This is a genomic window from Bradyrhizobium sp. (genome assembly GCF_016219575.1).
Classification (GTDB): domain Bacteria; phylum Pseudomonadota; class Alphaproteobacteria; order Rhizobiales; family Xanthobacteraceae; genus Bradyrhizobium.
In genome coordinates, this window is record NZ_JACRMG010000037.1 from 127,640 (window position 1) to 149,235 (window position 21,596).

Annotated in this window: 18 protein-coding genes; 11 read left to right on the forward strand and 7 right to left on the reverse strand. The window is 63.2% G+C overall.

Going from position 1 to position 21,596, the window contains the following annotated elements:
* Nucleotides 1–299 precede the first annotated feature (299 nt).
* From HZB49_RS27860 to HZB49_RS27870, 3 genes are all read left to right on the forward strand, one after another.
* Entirely contained in the window at nt 300–563 is a 264-nt protein-coding gene (locus HZB49_RS27860; RefSeq protein WP_291617312.1) for a hypothetical protein, read from the forward strand.
* Between the two features lie 147 nt (nt 564–710).
* Complete coding sequence (locus tag HZB49_RS27865) at nt 711–1,820, forward strand: autotransporter domain-containing protein (RefSeq protein ID WP_291617314.1); 1,110 nt, start codon at nt 711–713, stop codon at nt 1,818–1,820.
* A 296-nt stretch (nt 1,821–2,116) separates the two neighbouring features.
* Complete coding sequence (locus HZB49_RS27870; protein ID WP_291617316.1) at nt 2,117–3,382, forward strand: FAD-dependent oxidoreductase; 1,266 nt, start codon at nt 2,117–2,119, stop codon at nt 3,380–3,382.
* A gap of 191 nt (nt 3,383–3,573) precedes the next feature.
* Here HZB49_RS27870 and HZB49_RS27875 read toward each other — a convergent pair whose 3' ends face one another.
* Nucleotides 3,574–4,386: a PAS-domain containing protein gene (locus HZB49_RS27875; RefSeq protein ID WP_291617318.1), complete on the reverse strand. Its 813-nt coding sequence runs from the start codon at nt 4,384–4,386 to the stop codon at nt 3,574–3,576.
* 195 nt (nt 4,387–4,581) lie between these two features.
* Here HZB49_RS27875 and HZB49_RS27880 point away from each other — a divergent pair, with 195 nt between their 5' ends.
* Nucleotides 4,582–4,932, forward strand: coding sequence for a DMT family protein (locus HZB49_RS27880; protein WP_291617320.1), 351 nt, complete (start codon nt 4,582–4,584; stop codon nt 4,930–4,932).
* 183 nt (nt 4,933–5,115) lie between these two features.
* Here the strand turns inward: HZB49_RS27880 and HZB49_RS27885 are convergent, their stop codons facing one another.
* The 5 genes from HZB49_RS27885 to HZB49_RS27905 all read right to left on the reverse strand — a co-directional run bounded on the left by HZB49_RS27885 (nt 5,116) and on the right by HZB49_RS27905 (nt 10,343).
* Nucleotides 5,116–6,447, reverse strand: a complete 1,332-nt coding sequence (locus HZB49_RS27885; RefSeq protein WP_291617322.1) for an adenylate/guanylate cyclase domain-containing protein — start codon at nt 6,445–6,447, stop codon at nt 5,116–5,118.
* Nucleotides 6,448–6,682: 235 nt separating this feature from the next.
* Nucleotides 6,683–7,843 (reverse strand): PQQ-dependent sugar dehydrogenase, encoded by a 1,161-nt coding sequence (locus HZB49_RS27890; protein ID WP_291617354.1) that lies wholly within the window; start codon nt 7,841–7,843, stop codon nt 6,683–6,685.
* 82 nt (nt 7,844–7,925) lie between these two features.
* Nucleotides 7,926–8,093, reverse strand: coding sequence for a hypothetical protein (locus HZB49_RS27895; RefSeq protein ID WP_291617324.1), 168 nt, complete (start codon nt 8,091–8,093; stop codon nt 7,926–7,928).
* A 175-nt stretch (nt 8,094–8,268) separates the two neighbouring features.
* The gene (locus tag HZB49_RS27900) at nt 8,269–8,919 is read right to left on the reverse strand and encodes a glutathione S-transferase family protein (RefSeq protein ID WP_291617326.1); all 651 of its coding nucleotides are present in this window, start codon (nt 8,917–8,919) and stop codon (nt 8,269–8,271) included.
* Nucleotides 8,920–9,116: 197 nt separating this feature from the next.
* Nucleotides 9,117–10,343 carry a glycosyltransferase family 87 protein gene (locus HZB49_RS27905; RefSeq protein WP_291617328.1) on the reverse strand — a complete coding sequence of 409 codons (1,227 nt, stop codon included), beginning with the start codon at nt 10,341–10,343 and terminating at the stop codon, nt 9,117–9,119.
* A 237-nt stretch (nt 10,344–10,580) separates the two neighbouring features.
* Here HZB49_RS27905 and HZB49_RS27910 point away from each other — a divergent pair, with 237 nt between their 5' ends.
* From HZB49_RS27910 to HZB49_RS27935, 6 genes are all read left to right on the forward strand, one after another.
* Nucleotides 10,581–11,783: a pyridoxal phosphate-dependent aminotransferase gene (locus HZB49_RS27910; protein ID WP_291617330.1), complete on the forward strand. Its 1,203-nt coding sequence runs from the start codon at nt 10,581–10,583 to the stop codon at nt 11,781–11,783.
* A 228-nt stretch (nt 11,784–12,011) separates the two neighbouring features.
* On the forward strand, nt 12,012–12,488 hold the full coding sequence (locus tag HZB49_RS27915) for a DUF992 domain-containing protein (protein WP_291617332.1): 477 nt from the start codon (nt 12,012–12,014) through the stop codon (nt 12,486–12,488).
* 300 nt (nt 12,489–12,788) lie between these two features.
* The gene (locus tag HZB49_RS27920; RefSeq protein WP_291617334.1) at nt 12,789–14,837 is read left to right on the forward strand and encodes an elongation factor G; all 2,049 of its coding nucleotides are present in this window, start codon (nt 12,789–12,791) and stop codon (nt 14,835–14,837) included.
* A gap of 205 nt (nt 14,838–15,042) precedes the next feature.
* The gene (locus tag HZB49_RS27925) at nt 15,043–15,783 is read left to right on the forward strand and encodes a class I SAM-dependent methyltransferase (protein ID WP_291617336.1); all 741 of its coding nucleotides are present in this window, start codon (nt 15,043–15,045) and stop codon (nt 15,781–15,783) included.
* A gap of 34 nt (nt 15,784–15,817) precedes the next feature.
* Nucleotides 15,818–16,660, forward strand: coding sequence for a shikimate dehydrogenase (locus HZB49_RS27930; RefSeq protein WP_291617337.1), 843 nt, complete (start codon nt 15,818–15,820; stop codon nt 16,658–16,660).
* A 222-nt stretch (nt 16,661–16,882) separates the two neighbouring features.
* Entirely contained in the window at nt 16,883–20,041 is a 3,159-nt protein-coding gene (locus HZB49_RS27935) for an ABC transporter substrate-binding protein (protein ID WP_291617338.1), read from the forward strand.
* Nucleotides 20,042–20,153: 112 nt separating this feature from the next.
* Here the strand turns inward: HZB49_RS27935 and HZB49_RS27940 are convergent, their stop codons facing one another.
* Entirely contained in the window at nt 20,154–21,290 is a 1,137-nt protein-coding gene (locus HZB49_RS27940; protein ID WP_291617355.1) for an alpha-hydroxy acid oxidase, read from the reverse strand.
* Nucleotides 21,291–21,411: 121 nt separating this feature from the next.
* Here HZB49_RS27940 and HZB49_RS27945 point away from each other — a divergent pair, with 121 nt between their 5' ends.
* A complete protein-coding gene (locus HZB49_RS27945; RefSeq protein ID WP_291617339.1) occupies nt 21,412–21,573 on the forward strand; it encodes a hypothetical protein in 162 nt (53 codons plus the stop codon).
* The last annotated feature ends 23 nt before the right edge of the window (nt 21,574–21,596 follow it).

A 21,596-nucleotide genomic window follows, 5' to 3' on the forward strand; every position in this document is an offset into this window, starting at 1 on the left:
TTCTCGCGCTTGTAATCGACCTGAACATCATCCTGCCCGTGAAATGCTACGGCATCGAAAATTGATCGCTTGGAAACATCGAACGCAGGCGTCTCGATTTCATTATAATACAATGGCGGACGAATGTATCTTTCTGAAGGATATGCGCGATTGGCCGCAAATTGCGGAACCGGCGCGGCGCGCCGATCCCGGCGTGCGCGCGACCGGAAGCTGCACGCCGTGATTGCGCTTGCCGGGTGGATCAAGACCCAGGGCGCCGAAACCGCCGCCGATGCTTTCGTTATGATCGGAGTAACTCCATGACACCCTCGTTGAACTTCTGCCGGACCTTGCTTTTCGGTCTGTGTCTCACCCTGCCAATCGCGAGCGTCGGACGCTGCGAGGATCCTGCGAAGGCATCTCGGGATACCATTATTCAAGGCGTGCGCGACGATGTGCGCCGGAAGATCAGGGAGCGCGAGGCCAATCCCCCGGCGGCTCAACCCGATGCGCAAACTGCGGGTAGTGGCGCCGATGCAACGAAGCCGTCGCCGGGCAAGTCGAGCAAAGACCAACATAACTAGCTGATTTGCTGGAGGTATTGTTCGGAGCTCGGCTTTGGGCGTCAGATTGTATTACCAATTCATTAAAACTGTGCTTTTTCGGCACTATCGAGTTTGCCCCCGACTTGTTTATTTTACGGCGTAATTTCGAGTCTTTTGGGGGCGCGAATGATTTTCAATAAATATTCCAAGGCTTTACTGGCGACTGCGGCGCTGCTGGCCATCACGTCCCAGCCCGCTGCGGCGCAGTATTCGGGCGACGTGCAGCAGCAGATCATCAGCAACACCATTCAGAGCATTCTGCAGAATGTCCGCGATCAGATTCAGCGGCGCAGGCTCGTTGCGCCGCCCGGCAGGCTGCAATTCAGCGGCGAGGAGGGCGAGTTCAACAGTCGCGATCCTTTTGCCGCGAACGGCATGGGCAATCCGTTCGGCGCGCTCGCCTATGCGAAGGCGCCCGCCATGGCGGTCGCACCGGTGGCGCAATGGCTGTATGGCGCGAACCTCGTCACCAGCGTCGACAAGGCGGTCAGCCTCAACACCGAGATCCACACCTGGACGGTGACCGGCGCGTTCGACGTCACCAAGATCGGCATCTTCACTGCGACCGACGCCCTGACTTTCATCGGCACGGGATCGCACACCTGGTCGCGCACGTACAATGTGGCGCCTGTGCCGTGGTTTGACGGATCGATCCCGTCGACATCGGGTACGTTGTCGTACCTGAATGGCGGTTTCTCCGCCGATTTCACCGTTCTGGCGATGTGGACGCGCAATTCGCTGGTCAATGCGCCGGCTCTCGCCGTTGCTCCGCCCGACTCCAGCACGGCCTCCTACACCGGCAACGCCCAGTACCGCTTTGACTTCCCGTATTCGGTTTGGTTCGAGCCGACCGCCGGCGTGACCTATACAGAGGTCTTTACCGCCAACTTCGGCACCAAGATTGCGGACACCACCGAGGTGCATGGCGGCGGCCGCGTTGGCACCGAGATGAAATGGATGGGCTTCACCGTGCAGCCGACGCTGTCGGGCCAGGTGTACAAGATCGTCGACGCCAACATCGTGGGCGGCCTCGTCGGACCCAATATTCCGTTTGTGGCGCCGACCTTCGCCAATCTGGGCGGCCGCGGTTCCGCGAAGATCACGGTGCTCTGGACGCCCAATTTCTCCAGCTATCTCGAAGGCCATGGCAGCGGCACGGCGGGAACGCAGACGGTTGGGTTCAACCCCGCTACCCAGATTTACGGTGTCCAGGCCGGACTGCGCTACACTTGGTGACCTGAACATATCGAATGAAAATGCCCGCCGTACCGGCGGGCATTTTTGTTTGTCACAGCGAGTAAGCAGTCAAACTCTGCCATCGTCTCAACGTAGACCGAACTTCATGCGCGATGAATGGCCGCTCACGGCAGAACGGCGAACGCGCGAGGGTTGGCCCCCAGTTGCAGCGGATGCCCTTTCCTCGATGTACCATGCTGTTTCTGTGTTATATGGCGCCGACGGCGTGAGGGGACTCCGCAGGGGCACGCGTTTCCGGTGACCCTGCCGTCGTGGTTGAAATTTCAGGCCGACTCGTGCGCGAGCGGTCGTCAGCTGTTGTGAGTTCGGTCTTTCGTATGCGTGTCGGGATTTTGGGTGGCGGACTTCAGGGTTGTTGCGTGGCGTTGGCACTTGCTGAACACGGCATAGATGTCACGCTGTTCGATCGCAACGAGCAACTGCTGAGCCGGACGGCGATCGCGAACGAGGGCAAGGTCCACCTCGGTTACATGTATGCCAATGACCCCGGCTATTCGACCGCACGCATGATGATGCGGGGGGCGCTGGCGTTTGCTCCGTTTTTCGAGCGTCATCTCGGGTTGGCCGGGGACGCCATGGCTGTTTCCCGCCCCGCGGCTTATGTCGTGCACCGCGACAGCCAGCGCACGGCGGAGGACGTGTCGCAATATCTCGCTGCCGTGCACGCGCTGATCCGCGAATCCAGCCGGCAAAGACCCGATGCCTATTTTGGCCGTGACCTCGATGCCGACCTGCGCATGTGGTCGCATGCGGAGCGCGAGGCGCACTTCGATCCGCAGGTCGCCGTGGCGGCATTTGATACGCCCGAGGTCGCCATCGATCCGGTGGCGCTGGCCGACGCGGTGCGGAGCAGGGTCAATGCCGATCGCCGGATCGCCGTCCGGACGGGGCATGAAGTCATTTCCGTCGAGGACGGCGACGGTCTCGAGGTCGTGCTGCGAGCAGGCGGAAGGGCCGCCCGCGAGCGCTTCGATCATGTCGTGAATGCGCTGTGGGAAGGACGATTCGCGATCAACGAGAAGCGCGGGCTGCTGCCTGATCGGCCATGGATGCATCGGCTGAAATATGGCGTCAGCTTCCGCTTGCCTGAAGGCGCCGGGAAGCCGCCGAGCGCCACCTTCGTGTCCGGACCTTTCGGCGAAGTGGTCAGTTATGACGACGGATTGACGTATCTGACCTGGTATCCGGTTTGCCTGCAGGGGATATCGAGCGACATCACGCCGCCGCAATGGCCCACTTACCCGTCCGAACCGCTTCGTTCGTCGCTGTTGCAGGGCACTCTGAGCGCCATGGCCCAGTTCGTGCCAGCGCTTCGCGACCTCGCTCCGGACGAGTTGCAGGACGTTTCGGTCAAAGGCGGTGTCATCGTGGCCTGGGGCCGGACCGACATCTATGATCCCGCCAGCGAATTGCATCAGCGCTTCGCGATCGGTGTCACTTCCGCCGGTCGCTATCACTCGATCGATCCGGGCAAGCTCACGATGGCCCCTCACTTCGCCGAGGTCTGCGCCGGCCGCATCCTGCAGGACCGCGTCAGGTGAGCGGGCCTCTGGTCACCGTCGGTGTGCCCGTATATCGCGGGCAGGACGTTCTCCCTGTCACCCAGGCCGGTTCGATCCCGCTTATCTGCAATCGACCTGGGAAAGCCTGGAAGAGAAGGTGCAGATGCGCCTGACACGCGCCTTCGCATCGTAGATGCGTCCAGGCCCGCCGCGGTCGAAACGTGCGCCTCTCATTCCGCCGCGCGCCTGTCGGGGAAGGGCGGGCGCTGGCCCTTGCGCAGCGCGCGATAATGTTCCGCGCGTTCCGGCGCATCGCTGTGGCGGACGAGGTCGGTCACCGGCGTGTAGCTCAGCATCCGGCCGCCATCGGGCAGCGCGGTGCAGGAGAAGCGCAGTACCTGGCCGTCGGCGAGGTTGATGTTGATCGGCGTGGAATCGCCCGACCGCATCATCTCGGTGCGCGCGGCGATGAAATGGGCGAGCTGGTCCTCCGGCAACTCATAGGCCCCGGTATCGCGGCCGTGATACATCAGCGCAATGAAGGGCGGCTGGCTGTCGGCCATTTCATCGGACAGCGCGAAGTAGTCGCGGAAGGCGCGGTTGATGAATTCCGCGCGCGTGTCGGCGTCGAGCAGCACGATGCCGATGTCGACCTGGTCGAGCGCGGCGGCAAGGCGCGCGGAAGTGGCGTGATGCGCCTGTTCGGAAGCGAAGGCGTCGATCCACTTCTGCCGCAGCATGCCGGTGATGAGTGCGGTGCCGCCGGCGGTCAGCGCCAGCAACGCCATCCGCGCCACGTCGTGGGCATCGTAGCCGGGCGCCACGCGGTGATTGAGAAAGAACAGCGCGGAGAAGAGCACGGCGATGCCGGCGCTGATCATGCCGGATGCAATGCCGCTGATCGAGCTCGCCAGCGCAACGATGCAGACGAACAGCGGCGCCGGATTGGGCACCGTGACGAAATGGCGGTCGACGAAGAAGGCGACCAGCGCCACCGAAATCGTCAGGCCAGGGCCGAGCACTGTACGCCAGTCGATCTGCATGTCGTATCCAGGGCAAAACCGGGGCAGGCAGTTTGGCGCATTCCCGCAACAGGTGTTGGATTTTCCGGCCTGTCGTTAAGGCAAGCCTGCCGCGCTCGCGCGGGTTTCGCGCTTGTTGGAATCAAATGCTATTCAAAGCCGATGGAACCCGCATTGCGCTGGCCGGTTGATGCGGGAATTTTCGAAAGGACGTCCATGCCCACGATCTCGCCGACGCTGCTGCCGGTCCTGATGCTGTTTGCCTCCAACGTGTTCATGACCTTCGCCTGGTACGGCCATCTCAAGTACAGGAATCATTCGCTGGTGCTGGTGGTCCTCGCGAGCTGGGGCATCGCCTTCTTCGAATACTGGCTGGCGGTGCCGGCCAACCGCTGGGGCAGCGCGGTCTATTCCGCGGCGCAGCTCAAGACCATCCAGGAGGTGATCACGCTGACCGTGTTTGCCGCCTTCTCGGTACTCTACCTGAAGGAGCCGCTGGCCTGGAACCACGCGCTCGGCTTCGCCTCGATCGCGTTCGGCGCGTTTTTGATTTTTCACAAGTGGTAGAACCTTCTTGGTGAGGAGGCGCAAGGTGCCGTCTCGAACCACGATGCCCATGTCTGCGGCCATCCCTCGAGACGCGCGCTGAAGCGCGCTCTTCAGTATGAGGTCGGCATGCGCCCCCCCACCTTTCTGCTACTCAGCGGAGGAGCATCTTTGGGCTAGTAGCGGACATTCCGAGAGTGCGCTTCACGAAGCGGCAAAGAGCTCCCAGCGGCCCGGCAGCCCCTTGAGTTCGCACGGTCCGCGGGGGCTGAAGTTCACACCTGAGCCGGCTACGAGATCGGTTACGACGCGAGACACCAGGGTTTCGCCCGGGCGAGCCTCAGACATAATCCGTGCAGCAGTATTAACGGCGACGCCGGCGATATCATCGCCGCGCAGTTCGACTTCGCCGATGTGCAGTCCGGTACGAAGCCTGATTCCAAGTCGCGCGGTACCCCCCGACAACGCGACGGCGCACTTGATGGCGCGCCCAGGTCCGTCAAAAGTAGCCAGGAGTCCATCGCCTGTCATCTTGATCAAACGTCCGCGATGCTGCTCGACCGTGCGGCGTGCCAGCTTGTCATGCTCATCGAGCAACCGATGCCAGTTGCTATCACCAAGAGTCACCGCCTGCCTTGTCGAGTCGACGATATCGGTAAAAAGGACAGTGGCAAGCACGCGCTCGATTTTTTCCACGACGACTTCGCGGCGGCCGGTGACGAACTCCTCGATGTCGCCGATGATGGCCTCGATATTCTTCTGAGCCCACGGCCGATGATCGCCGGCAGGGTACTCGATATAGCGCGCTCCAGGAATGTGGGCCGCCAGGTAACGGCCGTTGGCGACTGGCACAGCCATGTCAGCCTCGTTGTGCAGAACGAGAGCGGGCAAGCGAAGTTGGGGCAGAATGGCGCGAACGTCGATCAACGCATTCGTCTCAAGCATCGCCTGATAGGCGCTGGGACTAACGATGAGCCTCTCGCCCTTGGCCCATAGCTTGATCGCTTCAGGATCGCCGGCGAGGCTCGGAGCGAAGGCCTTCGCCGACATGCCGCTGCCCCAATACTTCACAGTGCGTATCATCTGCTCCAGTGGAAACATATGGGTGTAGTCATCGGAGTTGGTGAAACGGGCAAATCCACCATAGAGGATGAGATGGGAAACCCGCTCTGGATAGGTTGCCGAAAACAGCGCGCTCATCGCTGCTCCCTCGGAATAACCGAGCAAGGCCGCACGCGAGATACCGAGCGCTTTCATCACGGCATCCAGATCATCCATCCGTTCATCGAGCGTGGGGCTGCCAGCAACTCGGTCAGACAAGCCCTGGCCTCGCTTGTCGAAGCTGATGACGCGCGCAAAACCGGCAAGCCGGCGCAGAAAGTCCGTGTAACCGGCCAATTCATGGAAAAACTCAATATGCGACAGCAGGCCCGGAATAATGATCAGGTCGATTGGACCATCGCCCATCACCTGATAGGCGATGCTGACGTTTCCGCTGCGCGCATAGCGGGTCTCGGGCAGCTGAAAGGGTGTCATCGACCCGATTCCCAGGTGCAAAGAAGCCAGATGAGATAGCGGTTAGCCTACCTGACATGCGGCTCGGCAGGAAGTCTCTAGGCGAAACGTCGAGGCGTCATGTCCGGTCCGGGGCAAAATCGGAAATCGTGCCTCGGCGCATTTCTGTTTGCTCCGGAAGCGCCCCGCATTGGTCACCGACTTAATGCAACTCCCTGACAACCAGACGTGCCGGCTCCACGTCATCACACCGGCATCATTTCGCGGCCGGTGTCACCCGCAGGATCCGGCCGGCCGAATTGTCGGTCAGCAGCCACAGCGCGCCGTCCGGGCCCTGGCGGACGTCGCGGATACGCTCATGGAGATTTTGCAGTAGCCGCTCCTCAGCCGTAACGGCATGGCCGTTGACGGTGAGCCGCACCAGCATCCGCCCCGAGAGCGCGCCGGTGAACAGGCTGCCGTTCCACTTCGGAAACAGTTTTCCGGTGTAGAACGTCGCGCCCGACGGGGCGATCGACGGCACCCAGTATTTCGCGGGCTGCTCCATGCCGTCCCTAGCGGTGGCTTCGTGGATCTTCGTGCCGGAGTAATCGATGCCGAACCCGATCACCGGCCAGCCGTAGTTCTTACCCTTGGCGATGACGTTGACCTCGTCGCCGCCGCGCGGCCCGTGCTCGATCTCCCAGAGCTCGCCGGTGCCGGGATTGATCGCAAGGCCCTGCTGGTTGCGGTGGCCATAGCTCCAGATTTCAGGTTTCGCGCCGTCGCGCCCGACAAAGGGATTGTCAGGCGGCGCAGCGCCATCCGGCGCGATGCGGATCAGCTTGCCGAGATGGTTGGAAAGACTCTGCGCCTCGTCGCGATAGCTGTAGTGGTCGCCGAGCGTGACGAACAGATTGCCGTCGGCGCCTTGCGCGAAGCGGCAGCCGTAGTGATTGCCCGACGACAGCGGCCCGTCCTGGCGGAAGATCACCTTCGTCTCATCGAGGCGGCCCGCGCCGTCGTTGAGTCTGGCGCGCGCCACCGCGGTGCGGCCGCCGCCCGAGGTGCGCTCGGAGTAGCAGAAGAAGACGGTGCGGTTCTGCGCGAAATCCCTGTCGGCGATGACGTCGAGCAGGCCGCCTTGGCCGCTCGCCCACACCTCGGGCACGTTCTTCAGCGGCGGCGAGAGCTGGCCCTCCGCGGAGACGATGCGCATGCGGCCCGGCCGCTCCGTCACCAGCATCCTGCCGTCGCCCAGGAAGGCGAGCGCCCAGGGATGCACGAGGCCGCTGGCAAAAGTCTGCACGTCGAGCTGGCCGGCCGAGGATTGAAACGACGTGTTCTGTCCGCGCGTGCCCGTGACCAGCAGGAAGGTGCCGGCGAGCAGCGTCGCCGCCGAGAGCGCTGCAGTCACAAGTCCAACGGGCGTCTTCATCATGGTGGTTTCGCGATGTCAGGCATCGCGCGCGGTTTGTGTCGGGAGGAGGGGTGCAGGCTCTTTCGCGAAGCGTGCCGGCTCACATCGGCAGCGGCATCGCCACCAGCTTGATCGCCAGCACTTTCAGGCTGGAGATCAGGCACAGCGAGGCGGCGCCGAACGCGAGCGAAGCTGCGACGGCGTTGATCAGGCGGGACGAGGCCACGGGCGCGGGGGCAAAGCCGATGGCGCGGGATGACCGAATCATGTGGTCCGAATCCTTGACCTCTCGCGGCGAATCAGCCGCGAACGGCAGGTATTATTGCGGGCCGCACCGGCAAGATTGCGGCGACGACCCGCGCCGATCGTGGCAAAACCGCGGCTGCGTTAACGGTTTCCCCGTTTTCCCCGGTATTTATACCCACTCTTCACGAGAAGTTGCGTCAGGCGCTCGCCGCGACGCTGGGGGCATCCACCACCTCGGTGCCCGGCTGCCGGTCCATCGCCACAAAGCCCGGGGTCTGCTCGACCCGGCGCAGCCAGGCGCGGATGGCGGGGAAGGTGGAGAGGTCGTAGTCGCAGCGGTCGGCGACATGGGTGTAGCCGTACAGCGCGATGTCGGCGACGGTGAGCTGGCCCGCGGCAAAGTACTGGTGCGTCTTGAGATGGTTCTCCATCACCTGCAGCGCCGCATAGCCGCGCTCCATCCAGTCCTCCAGCGCATGCGTCTGCAACTCGCGGCCGCCGCGCACCAGCGACAGCCAGAAATAGGCCGCGCCGATATTCGGCTCCAGCGCATGCTGCTCGAAGAACATCCATTGCAGCGCTTCGGCGCGTGCGAGACGATTCTCCGGCGACAACGGCGTTTCGGCGGCGACATACCACAGGATGGCGTTGGACTCGGCGAGATAGCGGCCGTCCACTTCCAGCAGCGGAATCTGTCCGCTCGGATTCTTGGCGAGATAATCCGGTGTGCGGCTCTCGCCGCGCAAAATGTCGATCTCGACTGCCTCATAGGGGACGTTGAGCATCGCAAGCGCAAGGCGGACCTTGTAGCTGTTGCCGGAGCGCTGCATCGTATAGAGCTTGTACATCGCCTCTCATTTCCAGCGTCGGTGGGAATCAACCGGTGGGTGAACCGGCTTGTCGCGCCTCAACGCGGCTAAAGAATGATGGCGAAGCGGGCGTGCCGCAAGAGCGGGCGACTGGAAAAAGTCGAAATCTCTACCGCAGTGCAGTATGGCGAAACGATCGCATCATCGCGGCCGGGAACACGGCAAGACAAATCGCATCACGCCTGCGCCAATTGTCGCAAATTGTTTGCAGTCGCGTGATCGAGCACGGCGCGGCGCAGCAGCAGTCCGTAGAAAACCAACTCCGCGATCAGGCCGAGCGGGATTGCTGTCGCGCCGGCGATGCCGCGCGACAACAGCGGAACGAGCCAGGCGGCGGCACAGATGCTGATCTCCCAGTCGCGGAAACCGTGCGCCAGGCCATGGCGTGCGAAGAACGCAATCGCCACCGCCAGCACGACGAGGTCGTAGTCGAGCACGTAAGGCGTCGCGAGCAGGCTGCCGAGCGCAAGTGCTGCGGCTTTCAATTCGAAGGCTGCATCGCCGTGCCACAGCCATGCGATGCTTCCGGCGAGCAACAGCGCGAGCGCCGCCTGGATCGCGTAAGCCGTCGGCACGTTGGCGCCAAGATTGCGCGCGGCCGAAAATATCGACTGGATTTTTTCCCAGCCGGTGTCGCCCTGCTCCAGCACGATCGTCTGCGTGAACTTCATGGAGTCGAAGAAGGCGTGCCAGACATCGCCGCCGAGTATCGCAAAGCTCAGCGCGGCGAGCGCGCCGACGGTGGCGCTGGCCGCAATGATCGCGTTCCAGCGCTGTCCCGCCAGCAGCGCGATTGGAATCAGCACGCCGAATTGTGGCTTGTAGGCGAGCACGCCGATCAGCACCCCCGCCAGCCACGGCCTGCGGTCGAGAAAATGCAGCGCGCCGCCGAGCAGGGCTGCGGTGAGAAAGCCGTTTTGCCCATGGCCGATATTGATGAACACGGCCGGGAAGGCGGCAGCGATCAGCAGCGTTTCGCCGCGCGGCAGGATCGCGCGCAGCATGGCGAGATACGCAGCGAAGCTCGCCACGAGCCAGATCGCGAGACCGCAACCATAGGGAACGGCGGCGACGAGAAAGGCGATCGCAAAGAAGAACGGCGGATAGTGCCAGCCATAGAACGGCACGTCGCGGCCGCCGAACACCGCCTTCTCGGCGGCGTGCTGCAGCGAAGGCTCATAGGCTTGCGCGGACCGGCCCTGCCAGGTCAGCGCGCCTGCCGCATAGACATTGGAAAAGTCGGTGCCGAGCGGCTTGCCGTTGCGGTCGATCAGCCCGTCGGAGAGCGCGATCCAGCCGGCAAAGGCGATGCTGCAGATCGCGAGCAGGATCAGGCTGTAGCCGCGCGCACGCTGCGCCGTCAGCCAGCCGCCGGTCCGCAAACCTTGCCAGAAATGAGCCATTTCGCCGCAGAAATTTAGGAATGTTGCGCGGACGGTAACGGCCGCCCTTTAACGTTCCCTAAAGCTTGCACCGAGAGCGGTAAACTTTGCACCGAACCGGGCAAAGTTCCTTGCGATGCAGCGGTTTGCGCCTTAGGGTGCGACCCATTCCTATCATCAAGAGTCGTGGACTTCTGCGCTCCATGACGCTCGCCCAAGTGAACTAACCAAGTGAACTTGCCCAACCAGGAGAAGATGATGTCCTTCCTGTCTGCCTCGCTCGCCCGCGTGAAGCCGTCCGCGACCATCGCGGTCACGGATAAAGCACGCGCGCTGAAAGCGGCGGGCCGGAACGTCATTGGGCTGGGCGCCGGCGAGCCGGACTTCGACACGCCCGGCAACATCAAGCTGGCCGCCATCCACGCCATCGAGGCCGGCAAGACCAAGTACACCGACGTCGGCGGCATTCCCGAGCTGAAGGAGGCGATCATCGCCAAGTTCCAGCGCGAGAACGGGCTGACCTACAAGCCGAACCAGATCATCGTCGGCACCGGCGGCAAGCAGGTGCTGTACAATGCGCTGATGGCCACCATCAATCCCGGCGACGAGGTGATCATCCCCGCGCCGTACTGGGTGAGCTATCCGGAAATGGTGGCGCTCGCCGGCGGCGAGCCGGTCGCCATCGTCTGCACCGCCGAGCACGGCTTCAAGCTGCAGCCACAGGATCTCGAGAAGGCGATCACGCCGAAGACCAAGTGGATCATTCTCAACTCGCCGTCGAACCCGACCGGCGCGGCCTATTCGCGCGCCGAGCTGAAGGCGATCACCGACGTGCTGGTGAAGCATCCGCATGTCTGGGTGATGACCGACGACATGTACGAGCATCTGGTCTACGACGACTTCGTCTTCACCACGCCGGCGCAGATCGAGCCGAAGCTCTACGACCGCACGCTGACCGTGAACGGCGTCTCGAAAGCCTATTGCATGACCGGCTGGCGCATCGGCTATGCCGGCGGCCCTGCCGAGCTGATCAAGGCGATGCAGACCATCCAGTCGCAGTCGACGTCGAACCCGTCGTCGATCGCGCAGTGGGCGTCGGTCGAGGCGCTCAACGGTCCGCAGGATTTCATCGAGGCCAACAACAAGGTGTTCAAGGAGCGCCGCGACCTCGTGGTCGGCATGCTCAACCAGGCCAAGGGCATCGATTGCCCGCGTCCGGAAGGCGCCTTCTATGTCTATCCGTCCTGCGCCGGCACCATCGGCAAGACCGCGCCCTCGGGCAAGGTGCTCGCCAATGACGAGGATTTCGTCACGGAGCTGCTGGAAGCCGAAGGCGTCGCCGTCGTGCAGGGCTCGGCGTTCGGCCTCGGCCCCGCCTTCCGCATCTCCTATGCGACCAAGACCTCGGACCTCGAGGACGCCTGCAAGCGCATCCAGCGCTTTTGCGGCAATTTGCGTTGATCGACCGCAAGCAACGTTCGGAAAGGCCCGCGCAAGCGGGCCTTCTTTTTTGCCACCGTCATTCCGGGGCGGCTCGAAGAGCCGAACCCGGAATCTCGAGATTCCGGGTCTGGTCCTTCGGACCATCCCGGAATGACGTGTAAAATCTGCCGCCGTTGTGCCATAGAGACCGCGCCATATCGTCGGCTTCCCGCATCACCCCCTCACTTGAAGCTTTGGAGATTATTCATGCGCCGCTCACTCGCCCTTGCCGGTATCGTCCTCGCTCTGTCGGCATCGGTTGCCGGCACCCGGGCGCAGCAGGGTAAGGTGCAGGTCGGCGTGCTGGAATGCCGCGGCGGCTCCAGCGTCGGCTTCATCGTCGGCTCCGTGACCAATCTCGGCTGCGTGCTGCGCAATGCCGGTCAGCCCGACGACTTCTACGTCGCGACCATCCGCAAGGTGGGACTCGATCTCGGCATCACCCAGGAATCGGTGCTGGCCTGGGGCGTGTTCGCGCCGGTGAACCGGCTCGGGCCGGGCGATCTCGCCGGCAATTACGTCGGCGCCCAGGGCAGTGCGACGCTCGGCATCGGCGTCGGCGGCAATGTGCTGGTCGGCGGCTCCGGCAATTCCATCGCGCTGCAGCCGCTCAGCGTGCAAGGCCAGGTCGGCATCGCCATTGCCGCGGGGCTCGAGAGCCTGGAACTGCGTCCGGGCCGTTAACCTCCTGCCGATTTCCGTCATTGCGAGGCGCGATAGCGACGACCCGTCTACGCCTGCTGCGCAAGCTGCGCCGGGTTGGGAGTCCGCCGAAGCTCGGAGAGCGAAGGCGGAAGCAATCCAATTTACTTGTTGCACCAGGGCTCGATTGCTTCGCTTCGCTCGCAATGACGGATTTGGTTACCGGCTTATCGAACACTGCACCGCAGCGACATTTTCCCGCTTGCCAAAATCGCGGGACAGGCGGAGCATTGCATTTGCCGACCCAATCATGGGCCGACTTCAAATTGAAGGAGGCGGCATATGGGACAAGACGTCAGAAGTCCCCGAGGTCCACGGTGCATTGCGCTGGTGGGCCCTTTCCAAAGCGGTAAAACCACCCTTCTCGAAGCGATACTGGCGCGAACAGGCGCCATCCCCAAAGCCGGCAGCGTCGATGCCGGAACCTCCCACGGAGATGCCAGTCCCGAGGCCCGCCATCACAAGATGAGCGTCGGCCTTTCCGCTGCCACCGTGAATTTCATGGGCGACAGCTACACTTTCATCGATTGTCCGGGTTCGGTCGAGTTCGCGCACGACATGCGCGCCGCGCTTCCCGCCGTCGATGCCGCCATCGTGGTCTGCGAGGCGGACGAGAAGAAGCTGCCGCAACTGCAAATCATTCTCCGCGAGCTCGAGGATCTCGGGATCCCGCGCTTCCTGTTCCTCAACAAGATCGACAAGGCCAACAAGCGCATCCGCGAAACGCTAGCGACCCTGCAGCCGGCCTCGCGCACGCCGCTGGTGTTGCGACAGATTCCGATCTGGAAGGGCGACCTGATCGAAGGCTTCGTCGATCTCGCGCTGGAGCGCGCCTTCATCTACCGCGAGCACAAGCCCTCCGAAGTCGTCGCCCTCGAAGGCGGCGATCTCGACCGCGAGAAGGAAGCGCGCTTCTCCATGCTGGAGAAGCTCGCCGATCACGACGACGCGCTGATGGAACAGCTCCTGGAGGACATCCAGCCGCCGCGCGACGCCGTGTTCGACGACCTCGCCCGCGAATTGCGCGAAGGGCTGATCTGCCCGGTGCTGCTGGGCTCGGCGACCCGCGAGAACGGCGTGCTGCGCCTGATGAAGGCATTGCGCCATGAAGCGCCCGGCGTTGCGGCAACTGCCAAGCGCCTCGGCGCGCCCGCGCAGAAGGAAGCGCTGGCCTATGTGTTCAAGACGGTGCACCAGCTGCACGGCGGCAAGCTCTCGCTGGTCCGCCTGCTCGCCGGCCGTCTCGACGACGGCGCCACGCTGCTGTCGTCCTCGGGCGAGAGCGGCCGCGTCTCCGGCATCCTGGGCGTCAGTGGCGCCCACGACAGCAAGCGGGCGTCCGCGGAGGCCGGCGACACTATCGCGCTCGGCAAGCTCGATGCGATCAAGACCGGCGACACGCTGTCCGGCGGCAAAGCCGCGCCGGCGGCGCTGATCAAGGTCGAGCCGTTGCCGGGCGTGCTCGCGGTGTCGATCGCGGCCGTCGACCGCAAGGACGACGTCAAGCTGGGCCAGGCCCTGATCCGGCTCAACGAGGAGGATCCCTCACTGACCATGGTGCACAATCCGCGCACCCACGACATCGTGCTGTGGGGGCAGGGCGAAATGCACCTGCGCGTGGCGATGGAGCGCCTGAAGGACCGCTTTGGCGTCAACGCCAAATCGCATGCGACCGCGATCGGCTACCAGGAGACCATCCGCAAGTCGATCACCCAGCGCGGCCGTCACAAGAAGCAGTCCGGCGGCCACGGCCAGTTCGGCGACGTCGTGCTCGATATCAAGCCGATGCCGCGCGGCACCGGCTTCGAGTTCGCGGAAAAAGTGGTCGGCGGCGCGGTGCCGCGCAACTACATCGGCGCGGTCGAGGAAGGCGTGGTGGACGCGCTGGTGCGCGGCCCGCTCGGCTTTCCCGTCATCGACGTGCATGTCACGCTGACCGACGGCTCCTATCACAGCGTCGATTCTTCGGATCTCGCGTTCCGCACTGCGGCGCGCATCGGCGTGGCGGAAGCGCTGCCGCAGTGCCAGCCGGTGCTGCTGGAGCCGATCCACGTGGTCGAGATCGTCTGCCCGACGGAGGCGACCGCCAAGATCAACGCGATCCTGTCGGCGCGGCGCGGCCAGATCCTCGGCTTCGACACCAGGGAAGGATGGAGCGGCTGGGACTGCGTCCGCGCCACCATGCCGGAAGCGGAGATCGGCGATCTCATCGTCGAGCTGCGCTCGGCGACCGCAGGCGCCGGCAGCTTCACGCGGCAGTTCGACCGCATGGCCGAAGTCACCGGCCGCGACGCCGACAAGATCATCGCCGCGCATCGCGACGCGGCGTGATCAGTGGATGCACCTACCCTCTCCCCTTGTGGGAGAGGGTCGCTTTGCGAAGCAAAGCGGGGTGAGGGTTTGTCTCGGTGAGCGAACATGCCTCATTTCAACCGCCTGCATCCGCGGATAGATACCCCTCATCCGTCGCGCATCTGTCGATGCGCGCCACCTTCTCCCACAAGGGGAGAAGGAAGGCGGCGGCAGGGGCGGCGGAGTGAAGCCTGGCAAGATGGATATCGTCAATCTGCTCGGGCATTTTCACGGCCATGCATCCTTTCTGGAGATTTCCACGGCAACCACGGGCGGCGCGTTTGCTCGGGTCGATGCCAGCCGCTTCACGACGATCCACCGGCTCGCCTACAATGTCGGCGACGATTTCGATGACGGCGCAGCTATCGAATTCCGCTCCCGATCCCTCGACATCGGCACTTGCGTCGCGGAGCTGGACCGCCGGGGCGCGCGCTACGACGTCATCCTCGTCGACTCCTTTCATGATTACGAATGCTCGCGCCGGGACCTCGACCTTGCCTTTCGCCTGATCGGCGACGAGGGAACGATCGTGGTGCACGACGTGCTGCCGCCCGCGACCGGGAGCGTGATCAGTCCGACATTCGTTCCGGGCGAATGGTGCGGCCTGACGTTCGTCGCCTTCGTGGATTTCCTGATGCAGGAGCGTCCGGTCTTTTCCGCGGTCGATTGCGACTACGGCTGCGGGATCGTCACGCGCCGTCGCGGGTCGGACGTGCTCGGCGGCTGGCGCGCCGAATGGCAGAAGGTGAGGGGCGATCCCGAGCAGGCGTTTCGGTTCCTGTCCCGTCACAAGGCGGCGCTGCTGAATTTGCAATCCGCCCGCGATTTCGTCAAAAGACATGACAGTCCGGCAACAAGGACGTATCTGCGGGAGGCGCGCCGCATCATGGCCGCGAGCCTGTTCCGCAGGTTGTGGAAGGGATGACGCAGCCTCGCGGCTGCGAGCAACGGGATCGATCATGACGACCGCCGCCAGAACCCCCGCCGCCTGCCTGATCGGATGGCCGGCCGCGCATTCGCGCTCGCCGCTGATCCATCGCTACTGGCTGCGCACGCTCGGCATCGAGGGCGGCTATGTGATCGAGGCCGTGCCGCCGGACGATTTCAGGGATTTCGTGCTGCGGCTGTCGCTGCGCGGCTTCGTCGGCGCCAACGTCACCATCCCGCACAAGGAGCAGGCGCTGGCGCTGTCGAAACCGGATGCGCGGGCGAAAGCGGTCGGCGCCGCCAACACGCTGTGGTTTCGCGACGGCGAGCTCTGCTCGACCAACACCGACGTCGAGGGATTCATCAACAATCTCGACGCCAGCGCGCCCGGCTGGGACAAGGCGCAGGAAGCGCTGGTGCTGGGCGCCGGCGGCGCTTCGCGCGCGGTCGTGTTCGGCCTGATCGATCGCGGCATCAAGACGGTGCATCTCGTCAACCGCACCGTCGCGCGAGCGCAGGCGCTGGCCGGGCAATTCGGCAGCGGCGTGCAGCCCGCGGGCTGGGACGAGGTCGAAAAATTGCTGCCCCGCGCGGGCCTCCTGGTCAACACCACCTCGCTCGGCCAGCACGGCCAGCCGCGGCTCGAGATCGATGTCGCGCGGCTTCCCGACGGCGCCGTCGTCGCCGACCTCGTCTATGTGCCGTTGCAGACGGAACTGCTGGCCGCCGCGCAAGCGCGCGGGCTGAAAACCGCCGATGGCCTCGGCATGCTGCTGCACCAGGCGGTGCGCGGCTTCGAGCTGTGGTTCGGCCGGCGCCCGCAAGTGACGTCGGAACTGCGTGCCCTGGTGGAAGCCGATCTCAAGCACGCTTAAGTCGATGTAACGGCAGGCGGGAGGCCGGCCACGCCTGATTTCGGCCTGGGAACCGGCAGGAGCAGCTTTTCACCGGCAGGCCTGCCTCCGGACCTTTGACACAGATCAAGAGCTGGACCGTCGCCCCCCATAGCGTTGCGGCTCCCGTTAGGTCTTTCCCGGAGAACGATGCTTTTTCGCAGTCTTGGGCGCCTCCTGCTCCAGCGACCTCAACGAGCTCCATTGCTGCTCGCTCGCGCGATGTGGAAGATTGCACCCGCACTTCTGCTCTGCGGGACGATGATCATTCCGGGGAGCGGCCATGCGCTGGAAAAAGTATCGTTGCAACTCAAGTGGCTGCATCAGTTTCAGTTCGCGGGATACTACGTTGCCCTGGAGAAGGGCTTCTACAGGGACGCCGGCCTTGACGTCGAAATCAGGCAGGGCGGCCCCGGCATCGATGCGATGATCGACGTCGGGTCGGGCAAGGCCGATTTCGGCGTTTGTGCGACCGGCGTCCTCCTGCCACGGCCCGGACTGGCGAAGACGATCGTGCTGGGCGTGATCTTTCAGCATTCCGCCGCAAACATCCTTGTCCCCAGCCGGGCGCGCATCAACGCGCTGTCGGAATTGAACGGCCACCGCTTGATGGATGCGTCGGGCAGCGACGATCTTGCGGCTATGCTCAAGCAGCAGGGTGTCGATTACGCGGCCCTGCCACGCGTAGAGCATACGGGTAACCCCCTCGACTTGGTTGCCGGCAAGGCGGATGCGATGGTTTCGTATGTCACGAACGAACCGTTCGTGCTCGAGCAGAATGGCGTTCCATATCGGTCTTTCACGCCCAGGACCTTCGGATTCGACTTTTACGGCGACAATCTTTGCACGAGCGAGGCGCTGTTGCGCCGTAACCCGGAGATGGTGCAGGCGTTTCTTGCTGCGAGCCTGAAGGGCTGGGAACAGGCCTTGGTCGACAAGCAGGATGCGGTTGAACTGATCCTGCGAAGCTACCCCGTGATCAAGTCGCGCGAAGCATTGATGTATGAGGCGGTTCGAACGGAAGCCCTGATTCAGCCCGGATTCATCAGGTTGGGCAGCCAGACACCGGAGCGCTGGAATGCCATAGCGAGAATCTACCAGGATCTCGGCATGTTGCCGAAGGGCAGGCTGCCGGCTCCGCCATTCCATGAGCCGTTCGAAGACAGACTTCATCGCTGGCTGAAACCGGTCATTGCAGGGGCGATTCTGCTGTTGGTCGGCATTGGCGCAGTCGTGACCTATCGAAAGGTCGGAATATCCGCTTCCAGGCAGTTGCGATTGAGCCTGGTGATGGCCGGGCTGTTCGTGTGCCTCAGCATTCCGATTCTGATCTTCATTCTCGGCTTCAATCACCAGAAGAACAGCGAGGCGATCGTCTCGATGCTGCAGGAGCACATCGGCAAATCGCGGCTAGCGACCATCGAGAGCATCGAGAACCTGATGCGTGGCATCAGCGGCGTGCTGGGATTGCTCTCGGAGGCCGCCGCAGCGCAACCTTCCTTCTTCAGGACCGAGGAGAGCCGCGATGCGCTATATCGCGTGCTCACTTCCTCAACCCAAATCGATGCCGCCTATGTCAGCTTCGAGGACGGCTATCATCGCGTCGTCACCCGCGTCGATGAGGACCGGAAGCGGTCGGACCCCCAGATTCCCGCAGATGCCAACTGGCATTCGAGCTATATTGATCCGTTTTCCAGTGGAACCGATCGCAAGCGCCACCGCACATTCTACGATACCTGGCCACACGCAATCGCCCGGCACAGCGCCACGACTAACCTCGATATCCGGACCTTGCCGGGCTACGCGGCAGCAAGGGAGTCCCGGGCGCTCTACGTCACCTCGCCTTCAATCAACCCCGACACTGGCTATCCCATCATCTCCGCGCGCTACCCGATATATCGCGGCGATGGCGAGTTCCTCGGGTGCGCTTCCGCAAACATCACCTTTGACGTTCTGTCGCGCTATCTGGCCAAGCAGCGGCCAAGTCGGAACAGTGTGACGATTATCGCGGATCCCAACGACGGCAAGGTGGTTGCATCTTCGGAGAGGGAGAAGGTGATAAATCTCGCGATGGGCTCCCTGCAAATCGCTACCCTGGCAAACATTGAAAATGCCGATGTCCGGGACGCTTACCGTCTTCACATCGAGACCAACAGGGACGATTTCGTGTTCAGTTCGTCGCGGGACGGTCGCGAGATAAGCGCATCGTTTGCACGGTTTCCCGAGAGCTTCGGCAGTCCGTGGCAATCGGTGATTCTGACGCCGACCGACGATTTTGTAGGACAGCTGCGCGAGAGCAATCAGAAGATCATCCTGACCATTGTGGTGCTGACGGCAATTGAGCTGGCCCTCATTTTTGTCCTCGCCCGGCGATTGACGCGCCCTTTGGAGAAGGTAACGCGCGAGCTCGAAGCAATCGAGGACCTTTCTTTCGAGAAGGGTGATAATTCATCCTCCAAGATCAAGGAGATTGCCCAGCTTCAGACTGCGGCAACCCTCCTGCGCAGTTCGCTGCAATCTTTCTCTTCCTTTGCCCCGATCGAGGTTGTGAAGAGGCTGGTCAAGTCGGGAGTGCCATTGGAATTAGGCGTCGAGAAACGCTGCCTGACGATATTCTTCTCGGATATCGAGAGTTTTTCGACGCTTGCCGAGCACTCGGATCCCGACCTCTTGCTCGAGCAGATGTCTGCCTACTTTGACGTCGTTTCGCGAGCGGTGAGCGAGGAGGGGGGCACTGTCGACAAGTTTATTGGTGATGGCGTGATGGCGTTCTGGGGCGCGCCCGTAGGCCTGCCGGACCACGCGTTTAAAGGGTGTTGCGGCGCGCTCCGTTCCTTGCGTCGAATCGAAGGTCTCAATGCAAACTGGCGTGCGCAGGGGCGTCCGCCTTTTCGGACGCGGATTGGCCTGAGCACGGGTGAGGTTCTGGTCGGCAACGTCGGTTCCGCCGAACGCTTCAGCTACACGGCAATGGGTGACGAGGTGAATGTCGCCTCTCGTCTGGAAGGGTTGAATAAACAGTTCGGAACGGCGCTCTGTGTAAGCGCGAGCCTAGTGAGTGCGGCAGGGAATGCTGTCCTCGTTCGGCCTCTCCGCCGCATGGCGGTCAAGGGGCGCGAGCAACGCTTCATGGTCTATGAATTGCTTGGCGTGGCGGGCAGCGACGATCCGGAGTTGAGACCGGCGAAAGACGCGGCTGAATTGATACGGTTGACCCGCGAGGCCTCCGATCTGTTCGAGTCGGAAAAATTCAGGGAAGCAGCCGCTGCCTATCGAAGAATCCTCAGTCGATACCCCGGTGACCCGGTTGCGAGAGCGATGCTTTCGGTGCCCGAGGTGCGCGTGGGCGAAGAGGAATCTTGATAGGCTCGGACTTTTGATCGAAGAGGGGGCAACGAGATGCAAGACTCAGGTGATAATCCCGTCGTGAGAACGAGAGCGCATATGCCGCAAATTCAGCTGTCGGCTCGGCATGCTACGTCGCCAGCACGTGATCGTCGATCTCGCTGATCTTGTTCACGCCGCACAGGCCCATCGTCGTAGTGAGTTCCTTCGCGAGCAGGTCGATCGCCTTCGCCACGCCTTCCTGCCCGGCGGCGCCCAGCCCATAAGCATAGGCGCGGCCGATCATGCAGGACTTTGCGCCGAGCGCGAGCGCGCGCATCACGTCCATGCCGGTGCGGATACCGCCGTCGAACATGATCTCCGTCTGCGAGCCGACGGCGTCGACGATTTCAGGCAGCACCTCGATCGAGGACGGCGCGCCGTCGAGCTGGCGGCCGCCATGGTTGGAGACGACGATCGCCTGCGCGCCGGTCTTCGCCGCGATCTCCGCATCCTCGACGTCGAGGATGCCCTTGAGGATCAGCTTGCCCGGCCAGATGCTGCGGATCCAGTCAATGTCCTTCCAGTTCAGCGTGGTGTCGAACTGCGAGGCGGTCCATTCCGCCAGCTTCGTGAGATCCTCGGTGCCTTTGACGTGGCCGACGATGTTGCCGAAGCTGCGCCGCTTGCCGCGCAGCACGCCGGCTACCCAGGCGGGCTTGCTGGCAAAATCGAGCAGCTTCGACAGCGACCATTCCGGCGGCACCGACATGCCGTTCTTGATGTCCTGGTGCCGCTGCCCGATCACCTGCAAATCGACGGTGAGCACCAGCGCGCTGCAGTTGGCTGCAATGGCGCGCTCGATCAGCGCCTTGATGAAGCCGCGGTCCTTCATGACGTAGAGCTGGAACCAGAACGGCTTGTCGACGGCGCCCGCGATGTCCTCGATCGAGCAGATCGACATCGTGCTCTGGGTGAAGGGGATGCCGGCGGCCTGCGCGGCGCGGCAGGCATGAATCTCGCCGTCGCCATGCTGCATGCCGAGCAGGCCGACCGGCGCCAGGATCAGCGGCATCGCGGCGGGCTCGCCGAGGATGGTGGTGGAGAGATCGCGCTTGGAGACGTCGACCAGGATGCGCTGGCGGAACTTGATCTGCTGCAGATCCTCCGAATTGGCGCGCAGCGTGTCCTCGGTGTAGGAGCCGCGGTCGGCATAGTCGAAGAACGCCTTCGGTACCCGTTGCTTGTGCAACTGGCGCAGATCCTCGATGCAGGTGACATGCTTCATGGACATTCCCGGCGGCCCTTCCTGACGTGACTTGGCTTGTCTCGGCGGCGTTCGATGTCATCTAGCATGGTTGAGCCTTCCGCCAAATCCGGGCGGAACCTTTGGGCACGGGAGAGCCGCCATGACCCGACCAGCCAGGAAGCCGGCCGATACGACCGAGAAGCGCCAGCTCGAGGAGGCCCTCGAAGAGGGGCTGGAGGAGACGTTTCCCGCCTCCGATCCCGTCAACGTCACCCAGCCGCCGCCCTCCAAGGCCGATCACCACGTCAAGCGGACGGGCTGAACGGCGTGGCGCCGGGTTCCGGA